General features: G+C 41.0%; 13 protein-coding genes. 11 read left to right on the top strand and 2 right to left on the bottom strand.

The window, feature by feature from the left end; translation table 11 throughout:
- Nucleotides 1-100 precede the first annotated feature (100 nt).
- Nucleotides 101-3,910 (top strand): DNA-directed RNA polymerase subunit beta, encoded by a 3,810-nt coding sequence (rpoB, locus tag RCZ04_RS10870; RefSeq protein ID WP_460486062.1) that lies wholly within the window; start codon nucleotides 101-103, stop codon nucleotides 3,908-3,910.
- A 125-nt stretch (nucleotides 3,911-4,035) separates the two neighbouring features.
- Here the strand turns inward: rpoB and RCZ04_RS10875 are convergent, their stop codons facing one another.
- On the bottom strand, nucleotides 4,036-5,175 hold the full coding sequence (locus tag RCZ04_RS10875) for a PDDEXK-like family protein (RefSeq protein WP_460486063.1): 1,140 nt from the start codon (nucleotides 5,173-5,175) through the stop codon (nucleotides 4,036-4,038).
- A gap of 243 nt (nucleotides 5,176-5,418) precedes the next feature.
- On the opposite strand from RCZ04_RS10875, the gene RCZ04_RS10880 reads away from it, so the two are divergent.
- The 8 genes from RCZ04_RS10880 (at nucleotide 5,419) to RCZ04_RS10915 (ending at nucleotide 17,085) form a co-directional block, all read left to right on the top strand.
- The gene (locus RCZ04_RS10880; protein ID WP_460486064.1) at nucleotides 5,419-5,931 is read left to right on the top strand and encodes a GNAT family N-acetyltransferase; all 513 of its coding nucleotides are present in this window, start codon (nucleotides 5,419-5,421) and stop codon (nucleotides 5,929-5,931) included.
- 116 nt (nucleotides 5,932-6,047) lie between these two features.
- Nucleotides 6,048-7,112: a hypothetical protein gene (locus RCZ04_RS10885; protein WP_460486065.1), complete on the top strand. Its 1,065-nt coding sequence runs from the start codon at nucleotides 6,048-6,050 to the stop codon at nucleotides 7,110-7,112.
- Nucleotides 7,113-7,279: 167 nt separating this feature from the next.
- Nucleotides 7,280-7,651, top strand: coding sequence for a hypothetical protein (locus RCZ04_RS10890; RefSeq protein ID WP_460486066.1), 372 nt, complete (start codon nucleotides 7,280-7,282; stop codon nucleotides 7,649-7,651).
- 954 nt (nucleotides 7,652-8,605) lie between these two features.
- Nucleotides 8,606-12,895, top strand: coding sequence for a DNA-directed RNA polymerase subunit beta' (gene rpoC, locus RCZ04_RS10895; protein WP_460486067.1), 4,290 nt, complete (start codon nucleotides 8,606-8,608; stop codon nucleotides 12,893-12,895).
- A gap of 3 nt (nucleotides 12,896-12,898) precedes the next feature.
- Nucleotides 12,899-13,210 carry a DUF3467 domain-containing protein gene (locus RCZ04_RS10900; protein ID WP_460486068.1) on the top strand — a complete coding sequence of 104 codons (312 nt, stop codon included), beginning with the start codon at nucleotides 12,899-12,901 and terminating at the stop codon, nucleotides 13,208-13,210.
- Nucleotides 13,211-13,647: 437 nt separating this feature from the next.
- On the top strand, nucleotides 13,648-13,980 hold the full coding sequence (locus RCZ04_RS10905; protein ID WP_460486069.1) for a PadR family transcriptional regulator: 333 nt from the start codon (nucleotides 13,648-13,650) through the stop codon (nucleotides 13,978-13,980).
- A 3-nt stretch (nucleotides 13,981-13,983) separates the two neighbouring features.
- Nucleotides 13,984-15,342 carry a PspC domain-containing protein gene (locus RCZ04_RS10910; protein WP_460486070.1) on the top strand — a complete coding sequence of 453 codons (1,359 nt, stop codon included), beginning with the start codon at nucleotides 13,984-13,986 and terminating at the stop codon, nucleotides 15,340-15,342.
- Between the two features lie 111 nt (nucleotides 15,343-15,453).
- Nucleotides 15,454-17,085 carry a S8 family peptidase gene (locus tag RCZ04_RS10915; RefSeq protein ID WP_460486071.1) on the top strand — a complete coding sequence of 544 codons (1,632 nt, stop codon included), beginning with the start codon at nucleotides 15,454-15,456 and terminating at the stop codon, nucleotides 17,083-17,085.
- Between the two features lie 110 nt (nucleotides 17,086-17,195).
- Here RCZ04_RS10915 and RCZ04_RS10920 read toward each other — a convergent pair whose 3' ends face one another.
- Entirely contained in the window at nucleotides 17,196-17,801 is a 606-nt protein-coding gene (locus RCZ04_RS10920; RefSeq protein ID WP_460486072.1) for a superoxide dismutase, read from the bottom strand.
- 163 nt (nucleotides 17,802-17,964) lie between these two features.
- Between RCZ04_RS10920 and RCZ04_RS10925 the strand changes: the two genes are divergently transcribed.
- Both RCZ04_RS10925 and RCZ04_RS10930 read left to right on the top strand, forming a co-directional pair.
- The gene (locus tag RCZ04_RS10925; protein ID WP_460486073.1) at nucleotides 17,965-18,837 is read left to right on the top strand and encodes a hypothetical protein; all 873 of its coding nucleotides are present in this window, start codon (nucleotides 17,965-17,967) and stop codon (nucleotides 18,835-18,837) included.
- A 712-nt stretch (nucleotides 18,838-19,549) separates the two neighbouring features.
- Nucleotides 19,550-22,141, top strand: coding sequence for a DNA gyrase/topoisomerase IV subunit A (locus RCZ04_RS10930; protein ID WP_460486074.1), 2,592 nt, complete (start codon nucleotides 19,550-19,552; stop codon nucleotides 22,139-22,141).
- Nucleotides 22,142-22,144: the final 3 nt, after the last annotated feature.

Below are 22,144 nucleotides of genomic sequence, written 5' to 3' on the forward strand. Positions count from 1 at the left end.
TTTAAAAAAAGTTTAGGACTTTGACAAAGTCTTAACTATGCCAAACTCACGACTAACGACTTACTACTAACGATTAAACAATAATATTAAAGTAAAGAAAATGCTTACGAATCAAACCGCAAGAGTGAATTTTGCTTCCGTGAAACACGTTCCTGAATACCCTGACTTCTTGGATATTCAAATCAAATCGTTTCAAGAGTTCTTTCAGATGGAGACCAAATCGGAAGACCGAGTGCACGAGGGATTATATCATACCTTTAAGGAGAACTTTCCTATATCGGACACTCGCAACCAATTCGTATTGGAGTTTCTCGACTATTTCGTAGATCCTCCACGCTACTCTATTCAAGAATGTATAGAGCGCGGTCTTACCTATAGTGTACCTCTGAAAGCTCGCTTAAAGCTTTATTGTACTGACCCTGAGCACGAGGATTTTGAAACTATTGTGCAAGATGTTTATTTGGGTACAATTCCTTATATGACAGCAAGCGGGACATTCGTTATCAACGGGGCGGAGCGAGTAGTGGTTTCGCAGCTACACCGTTCACCTGGGGTATTCTTCGGACAGTCGTTTCACGCTAATGGTACTAAACTCTACTCCGCACGTATTATTCCTTTCAAAGGTTCGTGGATTGAGTTTGCTACCGATATCAACAACGTGATGTACGCCTATATCGACCGTAAGAAAAAACTCCCTGTTACAACACTCTTCCGTGCGATTGGGTTTGAACGCGATAAAGATATATTGGAAATATTCGACCTTGCAGAAGAAATAAAGGTTTCTAAAACAGGGCTTAAAAAATACATCGGTCGTCGTTTGGCTGCCCGTGTACTCAATACTTGGCACGAAGACTTCGTAGACGAAGATACCGGAGAGGTAGTATCTATTGAGCGTAATGAGATTATCCTCGACCGCGATACTGTACTCGATGAAGATAACATTCAAGAAATCTTAGAAGCTGATGTAAAGACCATTCTTCTTCACAAAGAAGATAGTCAGGCTACTGATTATACCATTATCCACAATACTTTACAAAAAGACCCTACCAACTCTGAGAAAGAAGCAGTGGAACACATTTACCGACAGTTGCGTAATGCTGAACCACCCGATGAGGAAACCGCTCGCGGTATTATCGACAAGCTATTCTTCTCAGACCAACGTTACAACTTGGGAGACGTAGGGCGTTACCGTATCAACAAAAAATTGGGATTGGATACCCCTATGGAAAAGCAAGTGCTTACCAAAGAGGATATCATCACTATCGTGAAATATTTGATTGAGCTCATCAACTCTAAAGCAGAGGTAGATGATATCGACCACTTGTCTAACCGCCGTGTGCGTACGGTAGGAGAGCAATTGGCAGCTCAGTTTGGCGTAGGTCTTTCTCGTATGTCGCGCACTATTCGTGAACGTATGAACGTACGTGACAACGAGGTATTTACTCCTATCGATTTAATCAATGCGAAGACTCTTTCGTCTGTGATTAACTCGTTCTTTGGTACAAACCAATTATCTCAGTTTATGGATCAAACGAATCCATTGGCTGAGATTACTCACAAACGCCGTTTGTCCGCCTTAGGACCTGGAGGTTTGTCGCGTGAGCGTGCGGGCTTTGAGGTGCGAGACGTACACTATACTCACTACGGACGCTTGTGCCCTATTGAAACCCCAGAAGGACCAAATATCGGTTTGATATCTTCGTTGGCGGTATTCTCGAAGGTAAACGGTATGGGCTTTATAGAAACGCCTTACCACAAAGTTACTAATGGGAAGGTAGATCTTAAAGATATGACCTACCTCACTGCCGAAGACGAAGAAGGACTCAAAATTGGTATGGCTAATATCGCATTAGACGATAAAGCTAATATCACTGAGGAAAAAGTGGTTGTAAAAGAAGATGGTGACTTCCCTGTAATTGAACCTAACGAAGTACAATATATAGACGTTGCTCCTAACCAAATCGCTTCTATTTCGGCTTCCCTTATTCCGTTCTTGGAACACGACGACGCGAACCGTGCGTTGATGGGCTCGAATATGATGCGTCAGGCAGTACCTTTGTTAAGACCTGAAGCGCCTATCGTAGGAACAGGTTTGGAACGCCGTGTAGCTTCAGATGCCCGTGTGCTTATGAACGCAGAGGGTGATGGTACAGTTGATTATGTAGATGCTGATAAAATCATTATCACTTATGACCGTACTGATGAACAAAAATTGGTAAGCTTTGATGCTGATGAAACAGTATATAACCTTATCAAATTCCAAAAAACAAACCAAGGCACTTGTATCAACCTAAAACCGATAGTAGAAAAAGGTGAGAGAGTGAAAAAAGGTCAGGTGTTGTGTGAAGGTTATGCTACTGAAAACGGAGAGTTAGCACTCGGTCGTAATATGAAGGTAGCATTTATGCCTTGGAAAGGTTATAACTTTGAGGACGCGATTGTGATTTCGGAACGCGCTGTACGCGAGGATTTATTTACTTCTATCCATATTGATGAATACGCTTTGGAAGTGCGTGATACTAAATTGGGAGCCGAAGAGCTTACTAATGATATTCCTAACGTATCGGAAGATGCAACCAAGGATTTGGACGAATACGGTATGATTCGCATTGGAGCAGAAGTACGCCCAGGGGATATTCTTATCGGTAAGATTACTCCTAAAGGAGAATCAGACCCTACCCCTGAAGAGAAACTCCTCCGTGCTATCTTTGGTGATAAAGCGGGCGATGTGAAAGACGCTTCTCTAAAAGCTTCACCTTCACTTTATGGGGTGGTTATCGACAAGAAATTGTTCTCACGTGCGGTAAAAGACAAACGCAAACGCAGTAAAGATAAAGAAGACGTAGCACAATTAGAAGCTGATTACAACGCTAAGTTTGAAGCTCTTCGCTCTAAATTATTGGAAAAATTATATAGCTTGGTAGCTGAAAAGACTTCGGAAGGAGTAGTGAACGACCTCGGTGAAGAAATTGTGCCTAAAGGTAAGAAATATACTAAAAAAGTGCTTGAAGGCATTGAGGATTATGCTCACCTTACTTCTGCAGGTTGGACTGACGATAAGCACATCAACGGTCTTATAGACGACCTTTTGCACAACTATCGCATTCGTGAAAATGACCTGCAAGGAGGATTACGTCGCGATAAATTTACCATTGCTGTGGGAGACGAATTACCTGCAGGTATTCTAAAATTAGCTAAAATTTACGTGGCTAAGAAACGTAAGCTAAAAGTAGGTGATAAGATGGCAGGTCGCCACGGTAACAAGGGTATCGTAGCACGTATCGTTCGCGATGAGGATATGCCGTTCCTTGAAGACGGAACTCCGGTAGACATCGTGTTGAACCCTCTTGGGGTACCTTCACGTATGAACATCGGTCAGATATACGAAACTGTATTGGGTTGGGCAGGACAAAAGCTCGGTAAGAAGTTTGCAACTCCTATCTTCGATGGAGCATCATTAGAGCAAATCAATGAGCTTACTGATGAAGCAGGCGTACCGCGTTTTGGTCATACTTACCTATACGATGGTGGTACCGGTGAACGTTTCGACCAAAAAGCAACTGTAGGTGTGATTTATATGATCAAACTCGGACATATGATTGACGATAAGATGCACGCTCGTTCTATCGGTCCGTACTCACTTATCACCCAACAACCTTTGGGAGGTAAAGCCCAATTTGGTGGACAGCGTTTTGGAGAGATGGAGGTATGGGCATTGGAGGCTTATGGAGCTTCTAGTACCTTACGCGAAATCTTAACTGTAAAATCCGACGACGTAGTAGGTCGTGCCAAAACTTACGAAGCGATTGTAAAAGGTGAGACAATGCCAGAACCAGGATTGCCAGAATCTTTCAATGTATTGATGCACGAACTTAAAGGTCTTGGATTGGATATTAGACTTGAAGAATAATGATTAATGGTTAAGTTAATAATTAATTGTTGAAGTTATAATAAAATTCCAAACTATTGAATATTCAGTAGTTTGGAATTTTTGTTTTTATGTAGGAGTTAGTTAGCAATAAGATAGATTATTTACTACAATTTTAATCCTTTTAAGGCATCTAATAGTATTTCTATTTTTTGTGTACAACTCTTGAAGAAAGCTTCACTTTTTACAATATCTCTCTCCCAAAGCTCTACTGTTAAGTTGCTGATGTTTTCATAAAAAGGATACCATTCTGTTTCACGAATAGGAATTCCTTTTTCTTGCAAACGTTGGTGCAAAGTTGTTTTATTTTCTTCTGAAATTTGATGCTTTTCGGGGTCATTATATACTCCGTAGTAATAACCTCCTTCTTCAAAATCGAAGCTTATATTTACTTTATCTTCCCATTCTTTACAACTAAGATAAAAACTTATATGTGATTCGTGAGCTTCCTCGTAATGGTATTCTAATTTTCTGTCCTTAGCAAAAGAGTCCATTTTAGGGTTCAAATGTGTTTGGGCTAAGTAATTAAATACTTTGGGATAGTTCAGGAAAATGCTTTGTACGGCTTCTAAGTTGCCAAAATCACCTAAAGTTTTTACTATTTCTTCTTGATTTTTGGTGTTCATATCTTGATTTGTGAGTGTTTTTAAATGGTTACTGTACTGAATGAGGGTTTCACGTACTATGGGCAAGCGAGCTGATAGGGTAATACATTGGTCTAACCACTTGATAATAGTATCAGAATAAGAAATGGGGAGGTAGTTTACCCCTTCACCGCTTTGCTCTGAAGCCTTATCTCCCAAGAGTGTAAGATAATAAATCTTATACGCCTTATACTGTTTTTGAGCATATTGGTTGTAGCGTTTTAGTTGTTCGCGTTGGTCAGGTGCGTAGATTTTATTTTCTATGATAAGAGCATTCTTTTGGTCGTCTTCTATGAGGATATCTATACGTCCGTTATCGGTAGTATATTCGGTGTAAGCAGTTGTTGTTGAGGGATTGAATGTAGTGGGTATAGAATCTTTGTCGATTAGGTTTAAAAAGGCTTCGAGGAAGGCTGATTTTAGTGAATGAGAGCCCTTGGGGTTTAGCAATTCGGCAATAATGGCAGAATGAGTATTTTCATAATGATTTACCCCACAGATGCGAAACATATTAAAGCGCCCTCCCGTAGCGTCCAAAAGTTCGTTGTTCTTTTGGGTGATAGTAGCGACTTGCTGTAATAGATTTTTTAGTTCTTTCATCATTATTCTTTTGGGATACAAAATTAGGAAATTAAAGTCAAAATATTGTTTTTCGCTGAAAAAAATGTATATTTGTGCGTTTTCTTTCTAAACAACAACTTACTTACACCACTGACGATAATACAGAATATCAACCCTGATTACTTTTTGGGGCACTTGATGAATATAAGGCTCAATGATAACTATCGCCTTAGCTTAGAAATTATTAGCGGATAATAATACTGAACTACAACTTAATATACCAATATGAATATACGTCCTACCATCACAACTGATATAGCCTTATTGCAGGCTATTGGCAAACAAACTTTCTATGAAACCTTCGCTGATACTAATACTCCAGAGGATATGGAGCAATACCTCACTACAAGTTTTGCGACAAGCAAAGTACAGCAAGAACTATCAAATCCAGATTCTCTTTTCTTCTTTGCTGAAGAAGAAAACAAGGTGATAGGTTATTTGAAGCTTAATTTTGCCTCTGCTCAAACAGAACCACAAGACCCTAATGCAATGGAAATAGAACGTATCTATGTGTTGAAGGAATTTCACGGCAGTGGGGTAGGTCAAGCGCTTTATCAAAAAGCTATTGAAGTAGCTAAAGAGCGAAGAGTACCCTATGTATGGCTGGGGGTATGGGAGAAGAACAAAAGAGCCTTACGTTTTTACCAAAAAAATGGATTTGTAGCTTTTGATACCCACACCTTCGTCTTAGGTTCTGATGCTCAAACCGATATATTAATGAAACTGTCGATGTTTTAAGATATGAAAATGTTATATGCAAAAAGAACATACAAGGTTAAGATAAGGATCGGCAATACAACTCTCTTTGAGTTGATTTTTTAGAGGAGAGTATGAAATCAATAGAAATATTTAAAATGATACGTAACAAAACACTTATTTTCTTTTTACTCATATTATCTGCTTGTGGCAAACAAGCAGGAGAAGATGAACAGCAGAAAGGGTATTATTATACGGGAAGTCTCTTTGATCCTTATATAGCTCAGGGGTCTATTTTCACAAGAGAAGTTAAAAATATGCCTTTAGCAACGAACTCGGCTGCCATAGCTGCTTATATGCCTAAAATGCCCGCTGAATATCTGCCTGAAAAATTCAAAAAAACGGTGCTAACTTCATTGTGTACAACATCTTATAATATCCCTATTTATGTGGTAGATTCTAATAATCCTCATCAGGAATACGCCTATTTTGAATCTAAAGATAATAGAGTTATTTACAGACAAGATCTTATTAAGTATACTACGGGACGTATTCCCTTGCCTAAATATGCACAACCGGCAGGCGGAGGGGATAGAGCTTTTGCCGTTTATGACAGAGCAACAGGAATAATGCGAGAATATTTTTACGCTGTTAAAGATGAGAAAGGTACTTGGCATTTTGCTGCTTCGGGATATTTTAAAGCAAAGCCAAATTTCAAAGATTTGGGTAAGGACAACTTTGCGATGCAACACACCACAGGAGGGTCGGCAGTAGTGTGTATGCTCAATCCACTCTCTCAAATAGGCATCGCAGAGGCACGAAAAGGCGAGATAAAACACGCTTTGTCATTTACTATTGCTAATGCAGGAAAAGGCTTTTCTTACCCAGCAAAACAAGGAGATGGAACTTCAACAAACCCCAATGCTCCCTTGCAAGGACAATGGTTTCGCATAGATCCTAACATAGACCTTAACAAGCTAAAACTTCGTTCTTTTACTCTTTTGGTAGCCAAAGCGGTACAGAAATATGGAGGTTATGCAGCCGATAAGAATCTTTTTTGCCACGCCTTTACTGCTGAACACCCTATAAACGAAATGGTACAAGGGAAGCCTAACCCTTGGGAAAAAGGTGGGGATATCTATGAGAAATACAACGGAATAGACCTTAATGATTTTCCTTGGCATCTTACCCAATGGGCACCTGTTGACTGGGGGAAAAAATAAACGTAGGAATCTTTTGGAGCAAATCTTTAATATTAGCCTACAAGAAGCTAATACCATTGCAGATGCTTTTATGAGTGCTATTGGTAATACCCATAGAGGCGTGTATTGTGTGGAATATAAGTGGGCAATTGTACAAAATTTTCAACCTAATATCCTACAAACATATTATGAATATTACACAAGCCCTTAAAACAGAGATTTACCACACCCTTTCGGACTTTTTAGAAGCTTATAAAGCCGAAGATACCCAAGTATTAGCTGAAAAATTTGATATTTCAGGAGAGTTTTTAGAAGAAATCTATGAAATGCTCGATTTTGTAGAAGATAAAAGCGTGTTGCACCTTTTCCCAATAGAAGAAATGGATAAAAAAGAAAGAGGAGGGATAAACTTAAGCGTCTATAACTTCAATAATGACGATACTACGGTAGGAATAGAAGCTCATTTGTGGGAGGAGAAGGAATATTTTGCTATCATCAAAGGATATTACAACCTTGGTGAGCAATTCCCTAAGTTTGTATTTCACTATTTTAGTGTTTAATATGCACTGCCACACTTTCCCAAAGGTCGTAGCATGACGGGCAGAGAAAATTAGCAGATTGGAGAATGAGATAAATGCCAATAAAACCAAATAATACCAATAATACCAGAAATAATCAACTTTGCCAAAGGTGCGAGCCGCACAGGCTGTGTGAGCCACACAGGCAGCCGTAGCACGGCAGGCGGGGAAAAATTAGCAAATGGGGAAAGGTTGAGGAATTCGGAAGGAAACGGAAAAGTTCGGAAGAGGGGAGGAAGGGTTTTTGATGAAAAAAGGCTGTAAGTAGGGTGGGGTTAGCTTATAGAGAGCTTATAGGAAGCTTATACGAATCTTGGACGATTGGTATAGGAAGGGTATATAAATAGTTGGATAATAATATAATACAACAACACTAAAAATGTTAAAAACGGAGTTTCGAGGCGAAAGAAAAGGAATCCTCCCCCCGTCCCTCTCCCAAGGAGAGGGGGTGTAGTGACGAGTAGAGAGCGACGAAAAAAGGGGAATGTGGCGACGGAAAAGAGAAGGGATAATTAGAGAATTAGTAAATTGGGAAATGAGAAAATGAGGTGGTGTGGGGTCTTAGGGCATAGGCACTAGGGGGAAGATAGCGACGGATAAGGGCAGAAATGACGAGTGACCAGGGAAGAATGATGAAGGTAATACGGAGGAGATTTCAACTTTGAGAAAGGGCATAGCACGACAAGCAAATTAGAAACTTTGGCAAAGGTTGTAGCAGGACAGGCGAGTAGAAACTTTGAAAGTGTAAAAGTTTGAGACTTCGATAATTTTTATGCTACTAACTATCAACCTTTTAAAATATTCTTCTAAAAATATTACGAAAAAATAATTGCTATTTTAAAAAATAGTTGTACTTTTGCACGATATTTTGTAAATAGGCTTCGTGGGGAGACCTCTATGAAGCCCGATAAATTTATTATATTCACCATAAATAATATGGCAAGAGAAAAAAATACAGCTGTTCCTAAATTTGATAAGATTTCGATTGGTTTGGCCTCTCCTGAATCTATCTTAGCCGTTTCACGCGGTGAGGTTACTAAACCTGAAACTATCAACTATCGTACTCACAAACCTGAACGCGACGGGTTGTTTTGTGAGCGTATTTTTGGTCCTGTAAAGGACTATGAATGTGCTTGTGGTAAATACAAACGCATTCGTTATAAAGGCATCGTCTGCGACCGTTGTGGCGTGGAAGTAACCGAGAAAAAAGTACGCCGCGAAAGAGTAGGACATATCAATCTTGTGGTACCTATCGCTCACATTTGGTATTTCCGCTCATTACCTAACAAAATAGGTTATTTGTTAGGGCTTCCTTCGAAAAAGTTGGATATGATTATCTACTACGAGCGCTATGTAGTTATCCAACCAGGTATTGCCAAAGGACTAGAAGGTGAAGATTTACAATACTTAGACTTCCTTTCAGAAGAAGAATATCTCGCTATTACTGAGAGTCTTCCTGCTGATAACCAATATTTAGAAGATACTGACCCTAATAAGTTCATCGCTAAAATGGGGGCTGAGTGTCTTCTTGAACTCTTAGAACGTTTGGATTTAGACGCACTTTCTTACGACTTGCGTCACAAAGCTAATAACGAAAGTTCTAAACAACGCAAAACTGAAGCTCTTAAACGCTTACAAGTGGTAGAGGCGTTCCGCGAATCTCAAAGAAACCGCGAGAACAAACCTGAATGGATGATAATGAAGGTGATTCCTGTGATTCCGCCTGAATTGCGCCCGTTGGTACCGCTCGATGGGGGACGTTTTGCGACTTCCGACCTTAACGATCTTTACAGACGTGTGATTATTCGCAATAACCGTTTAAAACGCTTGATGGAAATCAAAGCGCCTGATGTGATTTTGCGCAATGAGAAACGTATGCTTCAAGAGTCGGTAGATTCACTTTTCGACAACACACGTAAATCATCAGCTGTAAAAACAGAGTCTAATCGTCCGCTTAAATCACTTTCTGACTCATTGAAAGGTAAGCAAGGGCGCTTCCGTCAGAACCTCCTCGGTAAACGTGTAGACTATTCAGCACGTTCGGTAATTGTGGTAGGTCCTGAACTCAAAATGTACGAATGCGGTTTGCCAAAGAATATGGCAGCCGAACTCTATAAGCCGTTTGTAATACGTAAGCTCATCGAGCGCGGTATTGTGAAAACGGTGAAATCAGCTAAGAAAATCATTGACAAGAAAGAGCCCGTAGTATGGGATATTTTGGAGAATGTAATTAAAGGTCACCCTGTACTACTGAACCGTGCTCCTACTTTGCACCGTTTGGGTATTCAGGCATTCCAACCTAAGCTCATCGAAGGGAAAGCAATACAGTTGCACCCGCTTGTATGTACAGCGTTCAATGCCGACTTCGACGGTGACCAAATGGCGGTGCACTTGCCATTAGGTCCTGAGGCTATCTTAGAGGCACAACTATTGATGTTGGCTTCACACAATATCCTCAACCCTGCGAATGGTTCGCCTATTACTGTACCTTCACAAGATATGGTCTTGGGGCTTTACTACATCACCAAAGGTCGTAAGTCTACCCCTGAACATCCTATTAAAGGGGAAGGCTCAGTTTTTTATTCAGCAGAAGAAGTGAATATCGCTTATAACGAAGGAAAGCTCAGCTTAAACGCTTTTATTAAAGTGAAAGTGCGTGACCTCGACGAAAATGGCAATGTGTATTATCCCGTAGTAGAAACTACCACTGGACGTGTGCTCTTCAATGAGCTTGTACCTTTGGAAGTAGGCTACATCAACGAGGTACTTACCAAAAAATCATTGCGTGATATCATCGGTCGTATCCTCAAAGCTACTAGCATTCCTGTAACGGGAGACTTCCTTGACAAAATCAAGAATATGGGATACCGTTTTGCCTTTAAAGGTGGATTGTCGTTCAGTTTAGGGGATATCATCATTCCGCAAGAAAAAGCTGATATGATAGCCGAAGCTAACGGACTCGTAGATGGTATTATGATGAACTATAATATGGGGCTCATCACCAACAACGAACGTTATAATCAGGTGATTGACGTGTGGACATCTACCAATGCGCAACTTACTGAATTGGCAATGAAACGCATCAGTACAGACCAACAAGGATTCAACTCAGTGTATATGATGCTCGACTCCGGAGCGCGTGGTTCAAAGGAGCAAATTCGTCAGCTTACCGGTATGCGTGGTTTGATGGCAAAACCTAAGAAATCGAGCGTAGGGGGTGGTGAAATTATCGAGAACCCTATCTTGTCGAACTTTAAAGAAGGGCTATCTATCCTCGAATACTTTATCTCTACCCACGGTGCCCGTAAAGGTCTTGCCGATACCGCTTTGAAAACAGCCGACGCAGGTTACTTAACTCGTCGTTTGGTAGACGTATCGCAAGACGTGATTATTAATACAGAAGACTGTGGAACCTTGCGTGGGGTGGAAGTGCGTGCCCTCAAAAAGAACGAGGAAGTAGTAGAAACTCTTGGCGAGCGCGTTTTAGGACGTGTATCGCTCCACGATGTATACAATCCTCTCACCGAAGAACTTATTGTGGGTGCTGGTGAAGAAATTACTGAAAAAATAGTAGATAAAATAGAAGCCGCTCCTATCGATATGATAGAAGTACGCTCGGCACTTACCTGTGAAGCAAAACACGGTATTTGTGCAAAATGTTACGGTCGAAACCTTTCTACCGGACGTATGGTACAGAAAGGGGAAGCCGTAGGAGTAGTAGCTGCCCAGTCTATCGGTGAACCAGGTACCCAGCTTACCTTGCGTACCTTCCACGCAGGTGGGGTTGCGGGTAACGTATCAGAAGAAAATAAGACTGAAGCCCGTTTTGACGGTGTACTAGAAATAGAAGACTTACGGGTAGTTCGTGGTAAAGACAACGAACAAACCCCTGTGGACGTAGTAGTGCGTTCATCTGAGCTCCGCGTGCTTGACCCTACTACCAAAATGGTACTTCAAACACACGATATTCCTTATGGAGCGCATATCTTTGTAAAAGACAAAGAAGAGGTGAAAAAAGGAACTTTACTCTTCCAGTGGGATCCCTATAATGCGGTAATCATCTCGGAATACTCTGGTAAAATCGCTTATGAAGATATCGAACAGGGAGTTACTTACCAAGTGGAAATAGACGAGCAAACAGGCTTCCAAGAAAAAGTGATCGTGGAATCACGTAACAAAAAGCTCATCCCTACGTTGCTTATCGTTGATAAAAACGGCGAAACACTCCGCTCTTACAACTTGCCAGTAGGTGCTCACATTATGGTGGATAACAACAGCAAGATTGAAGAAGGTAAAGTACTCGTGAAAATACCGCGTAGCTCTGCCAAAGCGGGCGATATTACTGGGGGGCTCCCTCGTGTTACCGAGCTTTTCGAAGCGCGTAACCCATCGAACCCTGCTATCGTTTCTGAAATTGACGGGGTGGTGTCATTCGGTAAAATCAAACGTGGTAACAAAGAAGTTATTGTTACTTCACGTTCGGGTGAAGAACGCAAGTACTTGGTGAAACTCTCAAGCCAAATCTTGGTACAGGAAAACGACTTTGTACGTGCTGGTAAACCGCTCTCCGATGGCTCTGTAACTCCTGATGATATCTTGCGTATCAAAGGCCCTTCTGCCGTTCAACAGTACTTGGTGAACGAAGTTCAAGAGGTATACCGCCTCCAAGGGGTAAAAATCAATGACAAACACTTTGAGGTAATCGTTCGCCAAATGATGCGCAAAGTGGAAATCCAAGACCCAGGTGATACTCTTTACCTCGAAGGTCAATTGGTACACAAAGATGACTTTATCACCGAAAACGACCGTCTATTCGGCAAAAAAGTAGTGGAAGATGCTGGTGATTCTGAGAACTTGCAAGCGGGACAAATAGTTACTTTGCGCGAATTGCGCGATGAGAACTCTCTCCTCAAACGCTCCGATAAGAAATTGGTAATCGCTCGTGATATCATCCCTGCTACCGCTATGCCGGTGTTGCAAGGTATCACTCGTGCTTCATTGCAAACCAAATCGTTCATCTCAGCAGCTTCCTTCCAGGAAACTACCAAAGTGTTGAACGAAGCTGCCGTAAGCGGCAAGGTCGACTTCCTCGATGGCTTGAAAGAGAACGTAATCGTAGGTCACCGTATTCCTGCGGGTACTGGTCTTAAAGAGTACGAGAAAATCATTGTGGGCTCTAAAGCCGATTTGGAACCTGTAGTTGTTGAAAAGAAAAAATCGAGATAAACAATGGACGAAGTAGAAGAAAAAGAAGGTCAGTTGAGCATTGAACTCGACGACAAAATCGCTAAAGGAGTGTACTCCAATTTAGCAATTATCAATCACTCGTCTACCGAGTTCGTAGTTGATTTTGTAAGCGTAATGCCTGGAATGCCTAAAGGAAAAGTGCGTAGCCGCATCATCCTCACTCCTGAGCACGCCAAACGCTTGCTCTTCGCTTTAGATGATAACATCCAAAAGTTTGAACAAGCTAATGGAACTATAACAAATAGCGACGACCGCCATACTATTCCTCTGTTTGGCGTTACAGGTCAAGCCTGATTTAATTACGAATAATCATAACTTTGCCAAAGATGTTAACCGCCTATGCGGCTCACACCTTTGGCAATTTTTTTATTACACTTTCTTCAAAAGCAATTTCTTTTTTAGCTTTTCACCTTTTATCACACTACTAAACTTACTTTTAATATCGTTTTTCTTCGCTCTCTACTGCCTTCATACATAGTGTGTTATATACCCCTTGTATAACAATCGTCCAAGATTTGTATAAGGTTCGTATAAGCTTCCTATAAGCTCCCAATACCCAAAATACATCTCTACCACCAAAAAAATATATCTTTTTCTTTCCATTTGTTTCTGTCAATAAATCAGCAACTTAAGTATTTTTACTGAAAAAATATTAATTATTTTTGGTACTATGTATTGCATAATACTTATTTTTGTCTTATCTTTGCCCCGAATTTAAAAACATCAAAACTATGGAAGAATTTAATGTCGAAAAAACAAAAACACAAATGCGTAAAGGCATCTTGGAAATGTGTATTCTTTCCATTATTAACAAAAACAAAGAAGCTTATGCTTCCGATATTATTGAGGCGCTCAAAACCGCTAATATGATAGTAGTAGAAGGAACGTTATACCCTCTGCTCACCCGTCTGAAAAATAGCGGACTTCTTAGCTATCAATGGAAAGAATCTACCTCTGGTCCTCCTCGGAAATACTATGTGCTAACCGAATCAGGTAGACGCTTCCTAAACGAAACCGTTAAAGCCTGGCGTGATTTACAAACAATGATTGATAAAATTATTTAAATTATGGACAAAGTAAAAAACATCAGTTTAGGTGGTTTTTCTTTTATCATCGAAGAAACCGCCTATAATGCCCTCAATAACTATCTCACTGAGGTGCGTAATCATTTGAACCAAAATACCGATAGAGAAGAAATTCTCTATGATGTAGAGCAACGTATGGCTGAACTACTGAAAGACCGTATGGCTCAACGCGAAGTAGTAATCGGTCAAGACGTACAATATCTTATAGAAGTATTAGGTCGCCCCGAACAATACGTCGAAGGTGAAGAAAACCCTCCCACTGAAACAAAATTTACCTTTTCCTCTTTAAAGGGTCGAAAACTATACCGCGATATCGACGATAAGAAAATCGGAGGCGTACTCTCAGGCATAGCCCATTATCTCCAATACGATGTGACTTGGGTGCGCGTCTTCTTTTTGTTGGCTTTTCTGGTAAATGTGTTTATTCTCCACTTCTTTACCTCTACCTTGTTGCTTTTGTATATTATCTTCTGGGCAGTAGTACCTCCCGCACGTACTGCTGCCGAGAAATTAGAAATGAAAGGCGAAGCCGTAACCATCGACACCCTTTCCAACTTCTCGTTTACAGGTAAAGAACCTCTAAAACCCCAAGGCAACGGCTTCCCTATCTTACTGAAAGTAATACTCTACTTTATCGCAATCCTATTGCTATTGCCCTTGCTCATAACCTTAGTCGCCATAGTGCTCTCCTTATTTGGCGTAACGATATCTGGAGGCATCGTTTTGCTCGCCGGTAACGATTTTCTCCCCTTTATAGTAACGGCAACTTGGCAACGCTCTTTGTTGTATCTATCAGCTGCATTATTGCTCTTGTTCCCCGTTTCGGTGGTCTTACTGCTTTGCTTTAAACTTTTTGTAAAAGGCTTCCGTACACCTAAAAGTTGGATAGTGTTTAATGTATTGAGCTTAGCTGTAGGAATCATAGGCACTTTCATCGTTTTAGGGACTGTTCTAAGAGATTTTACTTCCGAAGCCGTTATGCAAGAAAAGATCCCCGTTCTCACCACTTCTGATACTCTTGTACTACACAAAGAATATCCTCGTCAAATAAACCTTATGAGCCTTAAAAACGATAGTCTTATAGTCGCCGATTGTAATTTCAATATTAATGAATTGCTCGAAGATACACAACCCTATATTGAAGTCTCTACCCATTCAAGAGGCAGAACCGTAGAGCAAGCCGAGCGGTACACTAAGAATGTGCATTATATCCTGCAAGTGAAAGATAACCAAATTACGATTCCTAAAACCTATCAAATATCAAAAGGCGATATCTATAGAGGGCAACGCCTGCAAATCACCCTTTTTGTACCTAAAAGTAAGGTAGTAAAGACAGATTGATATATTTTTTCGTCGTTTGTCATTCGTAATTCGTAATTATTTTGTAATTTTGCACGATTTTTGTTGTGAGATGGAAATCTATAAAACTCAAATACGTAATTAACTAATAGAATGAAAAAATCATTTATCTGGGTTGCCTTAGCAACTTTCTTATTCGTAGGCTGTCGGGCTACTAAAGTTAGTGCCGATATGGACAAAGCTCCTGCCACGTCTTCAGCTCAGAAATCTTACAATGATGCTACCCTCAAAGGTTGGCCTCACGAAGGGTTTAAACAAAACTTCCCTGGACTGAACTTGCAAGAAGCCTATGCCCTACTCAAAGGTCTTACCCCTAAAAAAGTAATCGTAGGAGTGGTAGACTCCGGCGTGGATATTAACCACGAAGACCTTAAAAACGTCATCTGGACAAACACTAAAGAAATTCCTAATAATGGAATTGATGACGACAAAAATGGCTATGTAGACGATGTACACGGCTGGAACTTCCTCGGTAATATCGCTCAAGAAAATACCGAGATGACTCGTATTTACAAAACTAAGGATAGAAAAAATCCTGATTATGCCAAGGCTAAAAAAGAATTCGATAAGGAAACTTCTGAGACTAAAAAACGCAAAGGCTATTACGAACAACTTATCCAAATTACTGAATTTGCCGATAACAACTTGCGCAAACTAACCGGTAAAGAAGTCTATACTATTGAGGATATTGATGCCGCTACCAAAGGCAAAACCTTTGATGCACCTACTACCGAGATGATTCAGTTTATGAAACAGCTATTAGCAGATGCTTCTAATTCTGCCGAAATCAAAAAAGAACTCAACAACGCTATTGAGTACTTCGATACAAAATTGAAATATCACCTCAACCCCGATTTTTCACCTCGCAAAACGATCTTAAAAGATGATGAAAACGACTTTTCCAAAAAGTATTACGGCAATAACAACGTAATAGGTCCTAATACCAAAGACGCCTTACACGGTACACACGTGGCAGGTATCATTGCAGCTGAACGCAATAACGGAATCGGTATGAACGGGGTTGCTGATAATGTGCTCATTATGGCTGTACGCGCCGTCCCCGATGGTGATGAGTACGACAAAGATGTCGCCCTTGCTTTGCGCTATGCAGTAGATAACGGAGCCAAAGTGATAAACACCAGCTTCGGTAAAGGATTCTCTCCTCATAAAGAATGGGTCTATGATGCTATCAAATACGCAGCTTCTAAAGATGTCCTTATCGTAAATGCTGCAGGTAATGATTCTGAAGATATCGACGTGAAAGAAACTTATCCTAACGACGAAGTAAACAAGAAAGAAATCTCCGATAACTTCCTTACCGTAGGGGCTTTGAACTATGAATATAACAAGAATTTAGTAGCTTCTTTCACAAACTATGGTAAACGCAATGTCGATGTATTTGCTCCTGGGGTAAAAATCTATTCTACCACTCCTGAGAATAAATACGAATTCTTGCAAGGTACCTCAATGGCTTCTCCCGAAGTAGCAGGAGTTGCTGCTTTGTTGCGCTCTTACTTCCCAACTCTCAGTGCAGCCGAAGTGAAGAAAATCATTATGGACTCTGGTGTAAAAGTAGATATGAAAGTGTTTATAGGTGAAGATGATGAAGGTAAAAAGCGCAAAGAAATGAACTTCGCCGACCTTTCTACTACAGGTACTATTGTAAATGCCAAAAATGCAGTAATCTTAGCTGCTAAAATTACTAAAACAAAACTCAGTAAATAGAACATAATTATTAAATGAAAAAGCCGTATGAAAATTTTCTCATACGGCTTTTTATTTACATCTTATTCACATAGTTGTCAGCTTTTTTACTGCCTGTCGTGCTACGACTGCTACGACTGAGTACTATAAAGCTCAGCAACTTTTGCCCAATTAATTACATTAAAGAACGCTTCAATATAATCAGGACGGCGGTTTTGATAGTTTAGGTAGTAAGCGTGCTCCCATACGTCTAAGCCTAAGATAGGGAAACCACCGCAACCTGTGTTAGGCATTAAGGGGTTATCTTGGTTAGGGGTAGAGCAAACTTCCAATTTGCCTCCTTTGTGTACGCAAAGCCAAGCCCATCCTGAACCAAAACGAGTCGCTGCAGCCTTGCTGAAAGCTTCTTTGAAAGCTTCAAAACTACCAAAAACCTCATCAATAGCCTTTGCTAATTCGCCCGTAGGTTTACCTCCGCCATTAGGACTCATCACTTCCCAAAAAAGGTTGTGATTGTAGAAACCACCCGCATTGTTGCGAAGAGCTGCATTGTTCATATCGAGGTTTTTGAGAATTTCCTCAATCGTTTTGCCTTCTACTCCTGCAGGAGCCAAAGCTGCATTTAAGTTAGTAGTATAAGCGTTGTGGTGCTTTGTATGGTGAATTTCCATCGTGCGCGCATCAATGTAAGGTTCAAGCGCATCGTAAGCATACGGTAATTTAGGTAATGTAAACATAGTATTTTCTTTTTTAAATTTTTAGCAAAGGTACTATAAAAAACCATAAGTTGAAATGCTGTAGTAATAGATTTTTTTTATATAGCTATAATTTTATTTGCAGAATACTATTATTTTTATACTTTTGTCCTCAAAAGAACTTGCTAATTTACTAATTTTAATTATGAAACATTTTGCACTTTTCTTCTTTTGTAGCCTTATGTGGGCTACTTATGCTCAAGAGCCTCAGCTCTTAGACCGCCTTTCTGCTATCAAAAACGGCGGTAAAGATTTTTATGCTATCGACGGTTATATAATTACCAAAGAAGATTTTAACCTCTCTTTTGACGAGAAAGGTTTTAAGAAGGCTTACCGCAAACTAAAAGTAACCCAGCAAGAAGCTGCCCCCAATCCTCGTGTGCTCGTTGATAACTATATGATAGTTAAGGAAACTAACGAGAGTGTCGAAAGTTTGTATTTTGTAAAAAACAAGGCAAATAATATTACTGTTATTTATTTTGCCAAGCTGAGAAACAGAGAGCCCGAGGTCGAAGAAGCCTTGGTAAATCTGATTATAGAAGATAAAATCCCAGCTGAAAAATATGCTCCTGTTGATGCGAGTAGTATCAACTTCGCTGGCAGAATGATTCCGCTAATGGGTGATTGCTATTTTACAGGTATCAATATCGTCCAATGCCCCTACAATGGCGAAATGAACTGGGATATATACCGCACCTTAGAAGATGCGCAACAAGCCATAGCCGACCAATTTACGGTCAATACACAGCGCAGAAGTGTCAAACCAATACAAGAAGAAGAGGTAGACGTGATTTTTGAAGATGTGCCTACCAAAGCTAAAAGAGTCGTGTTTGACCTAAAAGGGGTTACTTCAGTCTTAGCGGGAATGTCAGGTGGCAAGACGCTCACAGTGTACTATGTCGCACAAGTGGTGCGCAACCGTCCTGTAGGCTGTGTAATGAGCTTTTGGAATAACGACAATATCAATCCAGCTACAGGTTTACCTTTGCTTTTAAGCCGAGTAATGCGATTAAAATAAACGTCACTTTTGCGTCACATCTCCCCTTTTTAAGGAAGTCCGCACCAGCGGAGTATGTGAAGAGGGGGGATGTTTATCCCTCTTTTTCCGTCACCACAATTCCCCCCTTGAGGGGGGCTAGGGGGATGTTATCCCCCTCAACGAGGGGGCTAGGGGGGAGGTTTTCCCCGTCATTCGTTTCTCGTCTCTCGTCCATTTCCCCCTATTGCCTATGGCCTAATGCCTATGGCCTCTTTCTTTTCTTTCGCCTCGAAACCCCGTTATTGGCATTTTTAGTATTATTGTATTACAGTATTAATCAATTATTTATACGCCCTTTGTATAACAATCGTCCAAGATTCGTATAAGCTTCCTATAAGCTTTGTATAAGCTAACCATACCCCTCATACAGCCCATCTTTTACCTTTTATCTAAAAACTCCCTTCCGAATTCTTTCATTTCCTTCCGACATCCTCAAGCCTTTACTGCCTGTCGTACTACGACCTCATTCCTCATCCTAACTCCTCAGAATTTCCAAAAAAATCCCACTCTGCCAGAAAAATCTGATACCTCCAAAAAAATCTGATACCTCCTATCAATACATTACAACCCACACCTTCTCATTTACTAATTCTCTAATTTTCTACCTGCCTGTGCGGCTCGCACCTAATTTTCAAATTTGCTAATTTCCTAATTATCCCCTATCTTTGCACTTTCAAAAGAATCAGTATCGATGGAAGACAATACACTTCAAAACACTACTCCTCAAGGAGATAGCATTATTAAAATCACGGGAATGTACCAAGATTGGTTCTTGGATTACGCTTCGTACGTAATCTTAGAACGTGCAGTACCCGCTATTGAAGATGGCTTTAAGCCCGTGCAACGTCGCATTATGCACTCACTCAAAGAGCTCGACGACGGTCGTTACAACAAGGTGGCGAACGTGGTCGGCAATACAATGCAGTATCACCCTCACGGCGATGCGAGTATAGGCGACGCTATTGTGCAAATCGGTCAGAAGGATTTGCTCATCGATACACAAGGTAACTGGGGAAATATCCTCACCGGTGATGATGCAGCAGCCCCTCGTTATATCGAGGCTCGCCTCTCCAAATTCGCCCTCGATGTGGTCTTTAGCCCTAAGGTAACCGAATGGCAATCCAGCTATGATGGGCGTAAGAAAGAGCCTATCAGCCTGCCAGTGAAGTTTCCCTTGCTCTTGGCACAAGGAACCGAAGGAATTGCCGTAGGACTTTCTACCAAAATATTACCTCACAACTTCATCGAACTCATTGAGGCTTCTATTGCTTACCTCAAAAACAAACCTTTTGAACTCTACCCCGATTTCCCCACTGCAGGTATAATGGACGTGAGTGGTTACAACGATGGTGCTCGTGGAGGACGTGTGCGGGTGCGTGCCAAAATATCGCAACTCGATAAGAGTACGCTTTGCATCACCGAAATCCCATTTACCACCACCACCACTTCGCTCATCGACTCTATACTCAAAGCCAATGAAAAAGGCAAAATTAAAATCAAAAAGGTAGACGATAATACCGCTGCCAATGTCGAAATATTAGTGCATTTGCCTGCGGGCACATCACCCGATAAAACCATCGATGCGCTCTACGCCTTTACCGCCTGCGAGACGGCTATTTCACCCATTACCTGTGTGATTGAAGACAACAAACCGCACTTCCTCACCGTTTCAGAAGTCTTGCGTCGCAGTACCGACCGCACCGTGAGTCTACTCAAACAAGAGTTGGAAATAGAGCTTTCAGAATTAGAAGCTCAATGGCACAGCGCTTCCTTAGAAAAGATATTTATCCGTGAGGAAATGTACATCGACTTCAAAAATTACAGCGATAAAGAAGGCTTGTACCAATACTTATACGAGCGTTTTGAGCCTTTCAAAAAGGATTTGATCCGCGAAATTACCGATGACGATTTGGCGAAGCTTACCCAAATACCAATGATTCGCATCACCCGCTTCGATTCCTACAAAGCCGATGAAAATATTCTAAAAATTGAAGCCGATATTGAGGAAGTGAAAAACCACCTCGCCAACCTTATCGACTATGCAATCGCACATTTCGAACGCCTCAAAAAAACGTATGGTAAAGGGCGCGAACGTAAAACCGAAATCCGCGTCTTCGATACCATCGAAGCAACTAAAGTAGTGGTGCGCAATACCAAATTGTATGTAAACCGTGAAGAAGGTTTCATAGGTACTGGATTGCGCAAAGATGAGTATGTAGGTGATTGTAGCGATATCGACGATGTGATTGTATTTACCGAAAGTGGCGCAATGTACGTGACTAAAGTAGCTGAAAAACAATATATAGAAAAAGGAATCATACACGTAGCCGTATTTAAGAAAGACGACAAACGCACCGTCTACAATATGATTTATAAGGACGGACAAACGGGCTTCTCCTACATCAAGCGCTTTAATGTCACGGGCGTTACTCGCGATAAGAAATACGAATTGATACCGCAACACAAAGAGTCACGTGTGCTTTACTTTACCGCCAACCCCAATGGCGAAGCCGAAGTGGTAACCGTGAATTTACGTCAGTTAGGCACTTTACGAAAACTGCGTTGGGATATTGATTTCGCCGATACGCTTATCAAAGGGCGCGGGGTGAAAGGCAACCTCGTGAGCAAGTATGCTATCAAGCGCATTGAGCTGAAAGAGAAAGGCGTATCTACCCTCAAGCCTCGCAAGATATGGTTTGACGACATCGTGAAGCGTCTCAATACCGAAGAGCGCGGTAAGCTACTTGGTGCATTCAAAGGCGATGACCGTATGCTACTCATCACCAAAGAAGGCGTAGTGAAAACCATCATTCCCGAATTGAGTCTGCACTTTGAGAACAATATCCTCGTAATGGAAAAATGGGTGCCCGAGAAGCCTATTTCAGTCATTTACTACGATGGTGAGAAAGAACGCGTGTTTGTAAAACGCTTTGTGGTAGAGAACGAAAACCGCGAGGAATTAGTAATAACCGAACACCCCAAATCCCAATTGCTATTCGTCTCTTCCGATTGGCGACCTATGGCTGAGGTGGTATTCACCAAAGAAAAAGGCAAGGAGAAAGAAAATCTCACCGTCAATTTAGAAGAGTTTATCAGTATCAAAGGTATCAAAGCCTTGGGCAACCAGCTCACCACCGATAAAGTACGAACCGTCAACACCTTAGAATCTTTACCATACGAAGAACCACAAGAAGAGGAAGTAGTAGAAGATTTAGGTGATGAGGAAATCACCCCACCTGCTGAAAATGAAACTGACGGCTTACAAACTGAGTTAGAGTTTTAAACA

The sequence above is a fragment of the Capnocytophaga sp. HP1101 genome (assembly GCF_054772415.1).